Source organism: Hymenobacter glacieicola, from assembly GCF_014640315.1.
Classification (GTDB): Bacteria; Bacteroidota; Bacteroidia; order Cytophagales; family Hymenobacteraceae; genus Hymenobacter; species Hymenobacter glacieicola.
Genome location: NZ_BMGS01000006.1, coordinates 184799 through 197229 on the forward strand (window position 1 = coordinate 184799; position 12431 = coordinate 197229).

At 57.1% G+C, this 12431-nt stretch carries 12 protein-coding genes; 10 read left to right on the forward strand and 2 right to left on the reverse strand.

The window, feature by feature from the left end:
* Positions 1-162: 162 nt before the first annotated feature.
* Entirely contained in the window at positions 163-1692 is a 1530-nt protein-coding gene (locus IEW18_RS12850; protein WP_188558265.1) for a hypothetical protein, read from the reverse strand.
* Between the two features lie 142 nt (positions 1693-1834).
* Positions 1835-2068, reverse strand: a complete 234-nt coding sequence (locus tag IEW18_RS12855) for a hypothetical protein (protein ID WP_188558266.1) — start codon at positions 2066-2068, stop codon at positions 1835-1837.
* 154 nt (positions 2069-2222) lie between these two features.
* Between IEW18_RS12855 and murI the strand changes: the two genes are divergently transcribed.
* The 10 genes from murI to IEW18_RS12905 all read left to right on the forward strand — a co-directional run bounded on the left by murI (position 2223) and on the right by IEW18_RS12905 (position 12029).
* Positions 2223-3053 (forward strand): glutamate racemase, encoded by an 831-nt coding sequence (gene murI / locus IEW18_RS12860; RefSeq protein ID WP_188558267.1) that lies wholly within the window; start codon positions 2223-2225, stop codon positions 3051-3053.
* 57 nt (positions 3054-3110) lie between these two features.
* Positions 3111-3812, forward strand: coding sequence for a Cj0371 family chemotaxis-regulating polar lipoprotein (locus IEW18_RS12865; protein WP_188558268.1), 702 nt, complete (start codon positions 3111-3113; stop codon positions 3810-3812).
* A 68-nt stretch (positions 3813-3880) separates the two neighbouring features.
* Positions 3881-5065, forward strand: coding sequence for a glutathionylspermidine synthase family protein (locus IEW18_RS12870; protein WP_188558269.1), 1185 nt, complete (start codon positions 3881-3883; stop codon positions 5063-5065).
* A gap of 310 nt (positions 5066-5375) precedes the next feature.
* The gene (locus IEW18_RS12875) at positions 5376-5948 is read left to right on the forward strand and encodes a CsgE family curli-type amyloid fiber assembly protein (RefSeq protein WP_188558270.1); all 573 of its coding nucleotides are present in this window, start codon (positions 5376-5378) and stop codon (positions 5946-5948) included.
* Positions 5949-5977: 29 nt separating this feature from the next.
* A complete protein-coding gene (locus IEW18_RS12880) occupies positions 5978-6418 on the forward strand; it encodes a curli production assembly/transport component CsgF (RefSeq protein ID WP_188558271.1) in 441 nt (146 codons plus the stop codon).
* Positions 6419-6439: 21 nt separating this feature from the next.
* Entirely contained in the window at positions 6440-7849 is a 1410-nt protein-coding gene (locus IEW18_RS12885; RefSeq protein ID WP_188558272.1) for a CsgG/HfaB family protein, read from the forward strand.
* Between the two features lie 206 nt (positions 7850-8055).
* Positions 8056-8997 carry a hypothetical protein gene (locus IEW18_RS12890; protein ID WP_188558273.1) on the forward strand — a complete coding sequence of 314 codons (942 nt, stop codon included), beginning with the start codon at positions 8056-8058 and terminating at the stop codon, positions 8995-8997.
* A gap of 349 nt (positions 8998-9346) precedes the next feature.
* Complete coding sequence (locus tag IEW18_RS12895) at positions 9347-9943, forward strand: hypothetical protein (RefSeq protein ID WP_188558274.1); 597 nt, start codon at positions 9347-9349, stop codon at positions 9941-9943.
* Between the two features lie 146 nt (positions 9944-10089).
* The gene (csgH, locus tag IEW18_RS12900; RefSeq protein WP_262891893.1) at positions 10090-10422 is read left to right on the forward strand and encodes a curli-like amyloid fiber formation chaperone CsgH; all 333 of its coding nucleotides are present in this window, start codon (positions 10090-10092) and stop codon (positions 10420-10422) included.
* A gap of 77 nt (positions 10423-10499) precedes the next feature.
* Positions 10500-12029, forward strand: a complete 1530-nt coding sequence (locus tag IEW18_RS12905; protein ID WP_188558276.1) for a carboxypeptidase regulatory-like domain-containing protein — start codon at positions 10500-10502, stop codon at positions 12027-12029.
* The last annotated feature ends 402 nt before the right edge of the window (positions 12030-12431 follow it).

The following is a 12431-nucleotide window of genomic DNA, read 5'->3' on the forward strand; positions in this document are numbered from 1 at the left end:
GGTCATCCGTCCTCTCCTTTGCTCGGAGCCTGATCAGGTGACAAGCCCTCAACGGATGGCAGGGTCCAGGGCTTGTCATACTTCAAAGGGCAGCACCGAGTAAAGGATGGACTCGATACGGGCATGATGCGCAACCTGTCCTCGCCACGACAACACGTCAACTCACGGCTTTACCGTATATATCTGGCAGCGAAAGTTGCATGCCTGTAATTGCGTGCGCATGGCGGGGGTAAACCCTTCGAACCCGTAGGCCGGCAGCGTTAGAAAGTGGGGCGCATCCAGCAGGCGGTAGTAGCTGGCCGGCACGGCCACGGGCTGGCAGCTGGAACTGAGCAGAGGATACAGGAAGGTGAAGTTGACAACGAGCAGCGTGTCAGGCCGGGTAGCAGGCGAGGGAGCAACGACCTGGGGGGGCACCTTATAGTTTAGCACTGGCCCAACGGCGCCTGCGTTGAGGTAGCGTAAGAAAGCAGTGGGCGGCAGGTGCTGAGCGGCCAGCACATCGCGCGGATAGGCCAGGGCCAAGTACGCCCGCCCAAAAAGCCCCAGGTTTACTAGGGTAGCTCCCACCAGCAGAACCATTGCCGCGTGGCGCAGCCAGTAGGGACGCAGCAAGTGCAGAGCAGTGCCGGCGTACAGCACCAGAAAGGGTAGGAAGAAATGAATGAGTCGGCCATAGAATACCAGCTGATGGGCAAAAAACACGAGGCCGGCGTGCCCTAGCCAGGCAGCCACTGGGGCCAGAGCCACCACCCGGGTAAGCGGGGTATTGTGCTTCGTGAGCAGGAGCCACAGGCCCGGTAGCACCGCCAGCAGCAGCAAGGCGCCCGTCAGCCCTTCTACCTGCCAGAGGTAGCGCGGCAGAAAGGAAAACCCTTCGCCAAAGTCGCCCTGATTCACCGTGGCGGGCAGGTGTTGTAGGGTGCGCAGGTAGGAAATGTGCCCTGCCCGAGTCAGAATTTCCAAGGGAATGACAACCAGCCCCGCGCCGGCCAGCCAGCCCAGCACCACTTGTTTGCATTGCGCCCGGGTAGTAGAAGCTAGTGCAAGAGCAGCCGGCAGCAGAGGGGCGAAATAATAGCCCGGGTACACGGCAAATGCCAGCAAGCCCAACGTGCCCGCCAGCAGGCCCTGGCGCCCTGGGCTGCGGGGCGCCGCCGCAGGGGAAGAAAGCAGCACCAACGCTAGCAGGACCAGGCCCAGAGACGTGTCATAAGGAAACAAGTGCCGCACGTAGAGCTGGCTGCTGGCCAGGGCTGCATACACCACCACAACCACGTCGGATGCGGAAACGGGCAGCCAGCGCCGGGCCAGCCGCCACAGCAGCACCATGTTCAGCGCCAGTACCAGCCAGCCGAAAAGCTGCGGCAGTACCAAGGAAGCCGGGGAGGTAGGCGGCAGGTGCCAGCAGTGCTGAAGCGCAACCTGCGCGGCGGCCACGGGCAGGCGCAGCAGGGCATCGGCGGGGCGACCCTGGGTGTTGGCCAGGTGCAGGCATGCCTGCTCAACATGGCCCGCCAGCAAGGCCTCTACCGCCTCCACTGATTTCAAATGCCGCTCCTCATCCGGGAATGCCAGCGCCCCACCGGCCGTCAGGGCCCAGAGCCGACCCGCTAATAGCAGCAGCAGGGGAAGCCCGGGCCAGAGCCACCGGCCCTTGGCTACCCGGCCCAGGGCAAATACGTTGGGCATAAGAACAGCATAGCGGCTGCCGGCAATAAGCAAAGCAGCCGCATCAGAAAAAATACGCCCGAAGCTAAAAGGTTCGCACGAAAGGCACGAGTCATTGGCTGGCCCAAGCAAGTAGGGGCCGGCTCGGGTAAGTGGCGCGGAGTTAAATCACCCGCACCCGGTCACGGTTGGTATCGTCGCGCAGGATTTCCAGGCCACGGTACGCCAGCGGGCGGCCCGTGTTGTGGGTGAGCGGACCGCCATCGGCGTGCAAATGCGCCACATCGAGCACCAGCTGAGTGTATTTTCGCTCCCCCAACTCAATGGCGACGGGGCGGCCTTGGCCGGAATCAAAGCCAGCCAGGGCTTGGTCAATTTCTTCCAGAACTTTACTCATAACTCAGGACGGCACGCGTGAAGGCAGGAAATATAGGAATTTGTCGGGATTGTGTGCTACATGCCCTGCATTGTCCTAAGCCAGCCGGCCTGCATGAACTCTCTTGCGGGTACCTACGCCGCCACCTCGCAACACCTCGTACCTTCGCCCAGCTATGGCATCACCTACCCCTGACTTAACTACGCGGCCCATCGGCGTTTTCGATAGTGGCATTGGCGGCCTCACGGTGGCCCGGGCCGTTAACCGCGTGCTACCCCACGAAAGACTCGTGTACTTCGGCGACACGGCCCACCTGCCCTACGGCGACAAAAGCACGGCGGCTATTCAGGCTTACTCCGTCAAAATCTGCGACTTACTGCTCAAGCAGCAGTGTAAAGTGATTCTGATTGCCTGCAACTCGGCTTCGGCCGCCGCCTACGAGCTGGTGCGCGAGTACGTGGGCTCCAAGGCGCGGGTGCTGAACGTAATCGACCCCATCGTGGCCCACGTGGGCCAACAGTACGCCGGCCGCACGGTTGGCCTCATTGGCACGAAGCAAACCGTGAACAGCAACGTGTACCGCAAAAAAATTGACGACCTGGATGCGGGCGTGCAGCTGCAGAGTTTGGCTACCCCGCTGCTGGTGCCCATGATTGAGGAAGGCTTTTTCGAGAATAATATCAGCGACAATATCATTCAGGCCTACCTAACCAACCCCGTGCTGGCGGGCATTGATGCCTTGGTGCTGGGCTGCACGCACTACCCCCTTATTAAGGAGCAGATTGCCGAGTTCTACCAGGGCCGGACGGAAGTGCTGGACGCCTCCGACGTGGTAGCAGCGCACGTGCAGCACTACCTGGCCGAAAATCACCTGGCGGCCCGCCCCGGCCCGGCAGCTCCCGCGCACCATTTCTACGTATCAGATTTTACCCGATCTTTCGAGGAAAGCACCCGTATCTTTTTCGGGCAGGAAGTACACCTGGAGCACTACCCGCTGTGGGAGTAACGCCCCTGGGTATTGCACTAGCCCGTTTTCTACCATTCTTCCTTTACCTTACCTCATATGAACAAGCCGTATTACCAACTCGGAGACTGGCGGCGGAACGTATTGCTGGTGGCCGCTGCCACTAGCCTGGGCCTGTTGCTACCTGCTTGTTCCGGCAACTCGTCTGATACGGAGCAAACCGCCCAGGGCAGCTGGGGCAATGAAAGCAACGGCAACGCTGACTCTTATTCCGAGGGCGTTATCACGGAGATGACTGAGGTGAAGCCCGGCGAGTGGAAAATTACCGCCGAGCGGCCCGCTGGCAAGGAGGAAGTAGCGGCCGTGCTTCATCATTTCGATGGCAAGGTTGATACCCTGCAGGGCCAGGCGCTGCAGCGGCAAATGCAGGAGTACACCCGCGTAAACCCCGAAAACCGCGTGGGCGGCACCAGCATGATGGACATTCTCATGTGGGGCGGCATCGGCTACATGGCCGGGCGCTTCCTCACGCCCAACGTGGGCGCCTACGCCAACCCCGGCCTGGTGCAGCAGAATAGCGGCTGGCGCGCCCGGGTAGCCAATGAGCGGGACCAGGGTCGGGGCTTCTTTGGCCGGGGCTTTTCCGGAAACCGCACGGCTACTTCTTCCGGCATTCGGCCCAGTTCCAGCGTTACGCGGAGTACGGGTTATGGGCGAAGCAGCATCCGCAGCAGCGCGCCTAGCTCCAGCCGCAGCTCCGGGTTTGGCAGCCGGGGCGGCAGCCGTGGGTTTGGGGGGTAGGAGTTCAATTGTCCTGGCTGCGCCGGGGCCTGCGTTGCTCTTTTCCTCTATGCTCTTTTGCCTTCCTTATGCCGAATACGATTCACTTATTAAGCTTAGCCGGTGACGTAGCGCCGGCCGTGCGGGCTCTGGGCTGGGAGTGGGCCGTGGAAGACGCCTGCCTGAACTACGTGGCCCGCGAGGCCGTGCAGCTGCCGGAAACCGCAGCCGATGACCTGCTCCAAGCCACGGATACGCTCTACGAGCTGCTCGTGCAAAGCATTCCGGATGAGCTGCCCGATACGTTTCTGCGGGAGCTGGCCATTCCCGAAAACCTTTGGGAAGCCGTGCGCCACTCCTGGCACGATGAGCGGCACTGGCACATCTACGGCCGCTTCGATCTGGCCCAAACGCCCGATGGTCCCAAGCTGCTGGAGTTCAACGCCGACACCGCCACCAGCCTGCCCGAAACCGCCGTAGTCCAGTGGGCCAGCCTTATGGCGGCCAACCTTGCCGAAGACGACCGCCAAGCCAACGGTCTTTTCGAAGGATTGCAGGCCCAGCTCGTCCACTGGCAGGAGCTGAACGCTGATCTGGAGCCTACCTTATTATTGCTGCACCTACCCGATAGCGCCGAAGATGCCACCAACTGCGCCATTGTAGCGGAGGCGGCGGCCGAAGCAGGCTTTACTCACGTGCATACCTGCTCCGTAGATAAAATGCAGGTAGCAGTGCACGGAGAGGAGCGGGGCGTGTGGGCCCAAACCGGCCCCGAGCAGTGGCAGCGCTTCGGCTTTGTGTTCAAGCTGGTGCCCTGGGAGCTGCTGGCTGCAGAGGAGCCCGACCTCACCCGCGACCTAACGGAGCTACTACGCAGCCGCGACGTAATCATTGCCAATCCGGCCTACTCGCTTCTGTTTCAGAGCAAGGGTATTCTGGCTTGGCTCTGGCAGTGTTTTCCGCACCATCCGCTTCTGTTGGAGGCGTCGCGCTCGGCCCTGAGTGGGCATCAGGTAAGCAAACCCGTGTTGGGCCGGGAGGGGCAAGACATTGCCGAGCTAGGCGCCGCCGCGGGCACCGCCAGTCCAGTAGCCGGCGACTACGCCGATCAGCCCGTTATCTACCAGCGCTTTGCAGAGTTGCCCGCCGATGCAAACGGCCGCTTGTACCAGGCGGGAGTCTTCTGGGCCGGGGGCGCGTGCGCCATTGGCTACCGCCGCGAGGTCGGCATTATCACAAACCTATCGGAGTTCGTGCCCCACGTACTGACGTAGATCTGCCGCTGAACTCCTAAAACAAGTGTGCCGCGCTCTTCGCCTGAAAAGGTGAGGAGCGCGGCACACTCGTTTCAGCACCAGGTGATATTATGCCAAGAATATATTTTACTAAATATAGTCAGTTACCACTTGCATTATTTTGTTAAATAATTACATTTATACCGTCGTGTTGGCGGCTACCGCCTGACCGGTTCCTTTCTCTTCTTTCCAGCTTCTCGCTTCGGGCTTGTTTTCTGGGGAGGCTACCCTGCTCACTTCTTACACTCTTGTGATGATGGCATCTGCATCGAAACCTAAGTCATCCAGTGTGGTTCCTGCTCCTATATTCTGGTGGCGGCCGTGGGTAATGGGGCTGAGCTGCTGGCTGCTATGCCTGCTTTCTGCCCAAACCCGGGCCCAGGCGCCGGCCAAGGCTGGCGCCAAACCCAAAGTCCCGAAAGAGTCGGAGGCTGCCCCGCTGTCGGCTAAGAAGTTGGAGGAAGCCCTGCAGTTGCTGCTCAAAGCCACCTCCGACTCGGCCCAGAACCGGCAGCGCCGCCAGTTCCGGCCCACGGAGATTGAAGGGCTAGTCATGGACCAGACCATTACCAAAGTTGGCCACGACTTCTACGACGAGTTCTTTACCAAGTGGGAAGCCCCCGCCGAAATCGGCGACTACACCATCGTCATTCGGGAAAAGCCAGCCCGGGGTACCAGCACCCTGATATCGGTTGAAGTAAACGACAACGAGCTGGTGGAGCTACCCCTGCAGCCCAAGGCCGAAGCCATCGAAGAAATGGCCGCCTACGCCCTGGAGGTCGCCGCCGGCTTTTTACAACAGACCCGCAACGAAAGCCGGCAGCTGGAGCGCGGCGGCCGCGCGGCGGTTGAAGTTTTTTAATCTGCTACCTCACCCACATTCTTTTCTATATGACTCAGTATCTACTACGAGTAGCTTTGGTAGTAACGCTGGCCCTGGGCGCCCACTGCGCCGTGGGCCAAGACCTGGTGTATGAGCCCAAAAACCCTTCCTTCGGGGGCGGCAACACGTTCAATTATGCCTGGCTGCTCAGCTCAGCGCAGGCCCAGAACACCATTGACGACCCGGCCGCTACCGTGAACAACCCTTTTCAGCAGGACCCGCTAAAGCAGTTTGAGCAAAACCTGAACCAACAGATACTAGGGCAGTTGGCCCAGCGCCTGATTGGCAACCAGTTCGGGAGCGGCAGCAACGGGCAGGGCCTGCAGGCCGGCAACTACACCGTGGGCTCCTACCAAATCAACGTGGTGCCCTCCAACGGGGGCTTCTCCATTCAGATTACCGATACGAGCACGGGTAATCAGACCACGGTAACTGTTCCTTACTTCTAAGCACCGCTTTCCGGTAGCCCTATGTTGCTCGTTGTATATCGTCGGTTGTTGGTTGTGTTGTTGCTATCCGGAGCCGTTACGGCTTGTGCTCCGTACTTTCATCAGCCCTTTAAAGTAGAGCAGGCCCGGCTCGGGGCCGAGGTGCAGGGTAGCCAACTGCTGCGGCAGCTGCCTGAGCCTAAAGAGCGGATTGTAGCCGCCGTGTACAAATTCCGGGACCAGACCGGGCAGTACAAGCCCAGCCAAAACGGAGCCAGCTTTTCTACGGCCATTACGCAAGGCAGCACCAGCATTCTGCTGCGGGCCCTGGAAGAGTCGCGGTGGTTTAACCCCATTGAGCGCGAAAACCTGGGCAACCTGCTGAATGAGCGGAAAATTATTCGCTCCAGCCGCGCCGAGTACCAGGAAATGACGGGTCAGCGCCAGCCAGCGCTGCCTTCCTTGCTGTTTGCCGGCATCATCCTCGAAGGCGGCATCATCTCCTACGATGCCAACGTCATTACCGGGGGCGCGGGCTTGCGCTACTTCGGGGCCGGGGCCTCGGGGCAGTATCGGCAGGACCGGGTGACGGTGTACCTGCGGGCCATCAGCACCAGCACGGGCGAGATTCTAAAGACGGTGTACACCTCCAAAACCATCCTGTCGCAGCAGGTAGACGCCAGCCTGTTTCGCTTCGTGAGCTTTAAGCGGCTACTGGAAACGGAAACTGGCTTTACGTATAATGAGCCCACGGAAATGGCCGTGAAGGAGGCCATTGAAAAGTCGGTGGAGGCGCTGGTGTACGAGGGAATTCAGGAGCAACTATGGGCCCCGCGTAATGAGGCCGACCGGAAGGGCCCGGCCCTGGCGGAATACCTGCAGGAAAAGCGGGAAAACGCCGACATCGACGTGCTGGGCCGCGTGCAGCGCGACCGGCGCGGCCGTATTGGCGTGGGCCTGAGCGGCGCTACCATCCGCTACAACGGCGACTTTAGCCGTCCGCAGGTGCGGGGCGGCGGCGAGCTGAACCTACGGTACCAGGCGGCTAACCCAAAATTCTCGGGGGGCATTAACATTGGCCGCTTCGAACTAGGTGCCGGCGACTTCTACCGGGAAACCTTCAACTACCTAGAGCTATGCGGGCAGTACCGCCTGTTTCCCCGCGACCGGTTCACTCCGTATCTAACTCTGGGGGGCGGCGTGACTACCCGCGCTGCCGGAGCCACTACCCAGGCCCCCCTAGGGCACATACTGGGCGGGGTGGGGCTGGAGGTACTACCGACTGACCGCCTGGGCATCAGCTTAAGCGTTGATAACCACTACTATCTAACTGATCAATTAGACCAATTGTCCCTCGGTAAATACAACGATTCTTACTGGGCCCTACGTGCCGGGCTTACGTTCTACTTAGGACGAAACAAGGGAAGAATCTCACCAGCTCCTTCCCGTTAGCCTTCACTACACATCAGATATATGAACTATTATATATTCATGAAAGTGTTATATAACTATATAAATAAAATTTGTAACAATATTTACTTATATATACTTGACTTTTAACTTTTATAATATAGATTTGTATCATTCCTCCGGAGGGAATAAAAAATAGTGATTTACTTCAAAATAAATTGCCTCCCATTCCCCAAACCTTCCCCACCATGAAAAAAATCTCGTTCCTCGCTGCATCCCTTCTAGTAGCCGGAGGTGCTTTCGCCCAGGGTAATACACAGTCTTCATCATCGACTGGCAATGACAACAGCGTTACTGTTACGCAAAGCGGAAGCTCTAGCTCAGCCGTTGGTACCCAAACAGGTAACAACAACGCCCTAACCCAGACCCAATCTGGTGGCTCCGGCAACTCAGCTACTTCTACCCAGCGTGGTGATTCTCAGCGCTCCTTCCAAACCCAAGTTGGCTCTTCAAACACGGCTACCATTGTACAGGGTGACGGTTTGCCCTTGGACAATGGCAATACGGCTACGCAGTCACAGATGGGCAACAACAACAGCGCTTTGGCTCGGCAGCTCAGCGGCGCGAACGTATCTACGCAAACGCAGTCGGGTACCGACCACGTAGCCGAAGTATTCCAGAGCGGCAGCGAAGGCAACACGGCTACCCAAACGCAGTCGGGTAGCTTCCAGAAAGGGTACATCACGCAGTTGGGTTCCGGCAATACGGCTACTCAAAACCAGCGTGGTTTCCAAGACCGGGCCACCATCACGCAGCTGGGATTGGGCAATACAGCCACCCAAGCACAGGGCGGCAACCCAACGGGCAGCTGGTACTCGGTTGCCTCCATTGAGCAGATTGGTAACAGCAACATTGCTTCCCAGACTCAGCAGCACGACTACCAAAACGCTACTATCGAGCAGTCCGGCAATGGTAGCACCGCCATTCAGAACCAAAGCGGCGTTGACTTTGTGGAGCCAGGCAACCGCGCCTACATCGACCAGGATGATATGGGTGGGCACTTCGCTCGGCAGACTCAGGTCGGTATCGGCAACCAAGCGGCTACTTACCAAGGCATGAGTGGCAACAGCAGCGACGTAATGCAGAGCGGCAACAACAACGTAAGTGTTGTAAAGCAGAACCACCCGTAGTCTCTACGCTTAAACGTCCTGCCTAACAGGTAGAAGTCAGGTAGCACCTCTTGGATCCACCGGTTGGTCCGGGGGTGCTACCTACACGTTTACGCTAATCTTTTAGGCTGGCTGGGTTAGCTCTTCCCTGTACATGTTCCGCTGGCCCTGCCACCTGGCACCTTACCCTAAAGCACCGTGCCTACCCTCCAGTGGCAGGGTGCTTTTAGTCTTTAGAAAGATTTTCACTATTTGTATTTTATTATTAAAAAATAAACCTATTTTTATAGCAGTCCTCTTTATCCCTTACTGGTTTACTTCTATAAAATCGGGTATCTACTTTCTTTTCATTGGTTTTCCCTTTTCACATATGAAACGTACTTCGGTGAAATATGTACCGCTGGCCTTACTGCTAAGCATTGGGGTCGCGCGGGCACAAGGCAACCGGGACCCGGACGGCGTAAGTACCGGGCAGCAACTTATTCAGGCGTTTGGCACAAGCCTGTTAGGCCCTGGCGAAGTGGCCGCTAGTGCTGTAGGCACCAACCAGGCTACGCTGGTTCAGCAGGGCAATGCCAACGTGAGCACCATTAACCAAACCCTACTTGGCGCCGGACAGGGTAACGTGGCGGCCGTGCTGCAAAATGGCAACAACAATGCTGCCGCCGCGCTGCAAAACGGTGTAAGCAACCGAACCATGATTACCCAAATCGGCAATAGCAACGTGGCTGTCAGTGAAATTACGGGTTACAACACTGAGTCTACTATTCTGCAGAACGGTAACCGTAACCAGGTGGAGCAGCAGCTTATCCGGGACGGTCAGCGCTATACCGTTGAGCAGCTGGGCAATAATAACAACTTGGTGCAGCGCGAAACCAGCGGCACTACCCCCGGCTACAACGTGACCATGAAGGGAAACGGAATTCAGATTATGATTGAACAGGGCCGGGTTTCGCGCTTACCCTAGCTCTGCGCGGAAGCAGGTCGGAGCTGCTCTCATGGCGCCGGCCTGCCTCCGCTGAGGCGTAGCAGCTTTGCCTTAAGCCCCCTCCTAGCGTTTCCATTGCCATGAAAAGATACCTACTTATTGCCGCTCTGCCCTTAACCACCTCTATGCTACAAGCTGTACCCTCCCAGCCAGGATCCGCGCCCTGCCAGGCCCGCTTAGCAATGCACCAAGAAGGCAATATGCTAACCTTAATAGGGGAGGGGCAGAACAATACGTCCCAGCCTATGCGCTTGCGCTATGAGCTTCTGACTAGCCGCCAGGGCAAGGCTGGTACGTCCCGTAATGCCCAGTCAGGTAACGTAACGCTGGCTCCCAATCAAAAAGCGGCTCTTTCCCAGACTTCAATTAACATCAGCCCCTCTGATCATTACCAGATTCATCTGCGCCTCTTTGATAGCCAGGACCATGTGGTAGCTCACGACTCCTTGCAGCAATAAGACTACCCCGCTTCCCCTGATTCTGGTACTCGCCGCCAGGATTGCGTCCCGTTCCGTCCTCCACCCATAGCCACTTTATGTTTTCGTTTTTACGCCTAGCAACCCGGCTGCTGCTGGTTCTGTTGCTTAGCCAAGGTTTGTTTGCTTGTGAAGATACTACCGTTGAGCCTGGGCAGAACGGTACGTTAGAAGGAGTTGTGCTGGATGGAGTCAACAATCAACCCGTTGCTAACGCCGCTATTACCACCAACCCCGCTACCTCCTCCTACACAACGGATGCCCAGGGTAGATTTTCTATTGCCAGCGTGCCGCTGGGTAAATATGCCCTAAGTATCCGCAAAACGGATTACAAGCAGGAAACAGTGAATGTGCAGGTAAATCAGAATACTCCCACAGAGGTAAAGATTATCCTGGAGCGTTCCACTGGCTCGAACAAGCGCCCAAATGTTCCTGCTTCCCCCACGCCCGCCGACCGGGCTACCAACCAGCCAACGTCGGTAACGCTCCGGTGGCGCTCCACTGACCCCGACGGTAAAAGTGACACACTCCGCAACGACGTAATTCTTTACGAAAGCGGCTCCACCGACCGTCGGCAGTTGCTCAGCAATTCCCGCGATACGACGGTAGTTGCCAACAACCTAAAATACAACACGACTTACTTCTGGCAGGTAACTGTGCGCGACAAGGCCGGTGAAACAGTAAAAGGAGACATTTGGAGCTTCCAAACCAGAGCCCAACCCGATAACCGCTTTCTGTTCGCCCGGGAGGAAAATGGGAATACCGACGTGTATTCTTCCGATGAGACAGGTGCGAATTTGCTACGACTCACCAGCTCGGCCTTTGTGGAAACCGCCCCGCAACTAAGTCCTAACCGCGACCGGGTGGCCTACACTTCCAACGCAACCGGGCAATTTCAGATTTACACCATGAATCGGGACGGCTCCGACGCGCGCCAGGTAACTCTGATACCAGTAGACGGCTACTTCAACCAAGGCATTGGTTACCGCTGGTCGCCAGATGGGGCCCAATTGCTGTACAGCAGTTACAACAAGCTTTACCGCATCAACCGCGACGGCACCGGCCTGACGCTGCTGGCCACCGCACCCCAGGACCGTCATTTCCGCGAATGCGACTGGACTGCGCAAGGGAACCGCATTATTGTGCAGACAGTAGGCGTAAGTGTATATGACTCCGAACTCTACCTGCTCAACGCGGATGGGTCCAACCGGACGCTACTTGTGAGCAACCTACCTGGCCGCCTCGACTCGCCTTCTTTTAGTATAGATGGGCGTCGGGTGCTGTATACTCGGGACCTGGATGGGTATGAAGATGCAACGGGCCGGCAACTGAACGCCCACATCTTCACCCAAAATCTGGATGGTAGCGGCCTAGTCGACGTATCGGCAGGCCCTGGCGGAACAACTACCACAAGCAAAGCCAATGGCTTTAATGATGTAGTGCCTCGTTACGCTCCTGATGGCTCAAAGATTATTTTCGCACAAGTCAACAACGTAAACCGATCTATTCCCGACATTTACACCGTGGACCTAGATGGCCGCAACCGCACCCGGTTGTTTCAAAATGCTACCCTCTCTGATTGGAAGTAACGAAGCGTAATATAAGAAGCAGGTTTAGGCGGAGTGAAGCGGGGAGCTTCACTCCGCTTTTTTGTGGGCGCTTTTCACAACAAAGTAACTGTATGATAGGGCCTGGTTTGAAGTAGTGGTAAAATCTCCTGAGCTAGGATAAGCGCTAGAATGGCTTGCTAATTATCTGCGTATGGCCCGTTGTGAACTATATATTATAATACAATTATCTATATAATAGATATTTAACCACCGTATTTTATTAGCCCTATATAAGTTACCTTTGCGCCGAGTCAATAAATTGTATGCAAGATTGCGCACAGAAACATGCATCTTTGCATTTAGCATAGAACCGAACAGAAGCTGAAGTACAGTTTAGATTTCCTCTCTACAAGAAAAGTCATATTTAAAGTAATAAGCTCC

What these genes read in the sequence shown, in the direction of transcription:
- IEW18_RS12855 (WP_188558266.1), bottom strand. Translation starts at nt 2,068, where the DNA reads ATGAGTAAAGTTCTGGAAGAAATTGACCAAGCCCTGGCTGGCTTTGAT.
- IEW18_RS12850 (WP_188558265.1), bottom strand. Translation starts at nt 1,692, where the DNA reads ATGCCCAACGTATTTGCCCTGGGCCGGGTAGCCAAGGGCCGGTGGCTC.
- IEW18_RS12905 (WP_188558276.1), top strand. Translation starts at nt 10,500, where the DNA reads ATGTTTTCGTTTTTACGCCTAGCAACCCGGCTGCTGCTGGTTCTGTTG.
- IEW18_RS12895 (WP_188558274.1), top strand. Translation starts at nt 9,347, where the DNA reads ATGAAACGTACTTCGGTGAAATATGTACCGCTGGCCTTACTGCTAAGC.
- IEW18_RS12870 (WP_188558269.1), top strand. Translation starts at nt 3,881, where the DNA reads ATGCCGAATACGATTCACTTATTAAGCTTAGCCGGTGACGTAGCGCCG.
- murI (WP_188558267.1), top strand. Translation starts at nt 2,223, where the DNA reads ATGGCATCACCTACCCCTGACTTAACTACGCGGCCCATCGGCGTTTTC.
- IEW18_RS12880 (WP_188558271.1), top strand. Translation starts at nt 5,978, where the DNA reads ATGACTCAGTATCTACTACGAGTAGCTTTGGTAGTAACGCTGGCCCTG.
- IEW18_RS12890 (WP_188558273.1), top strand. Translation starts at nt 8,056, where the DNA reads ATGAAAAAAATCTCGTTCCTCGCTGCATCCCTTCTAGTAGCCGGAGGT.
- IEW18_RS12865 (WP_188558268.1), top strand. Translation starts at nt 3,111, where the DNA reads ATGAACAAGCCGTATTACCAACTCGGAGACTGGCGGCGGAACGTATTG.
- csgH (WP_262891893.1), top strand. Translation starts at nt 10,090, where the DNA reads ATGCTACAAGCTGTACCCTCCCAGCCAGGATCCGCGCCCTGCCAGGCC.
- IEW18_RS12885 (WP_188558272.1), top strand. Translation starts at nt 6,440, where the DNA reads ATGTTGCTCGTTGTATATCGTCGGTTGTTGGTTGTGTTGTTGCTATCC.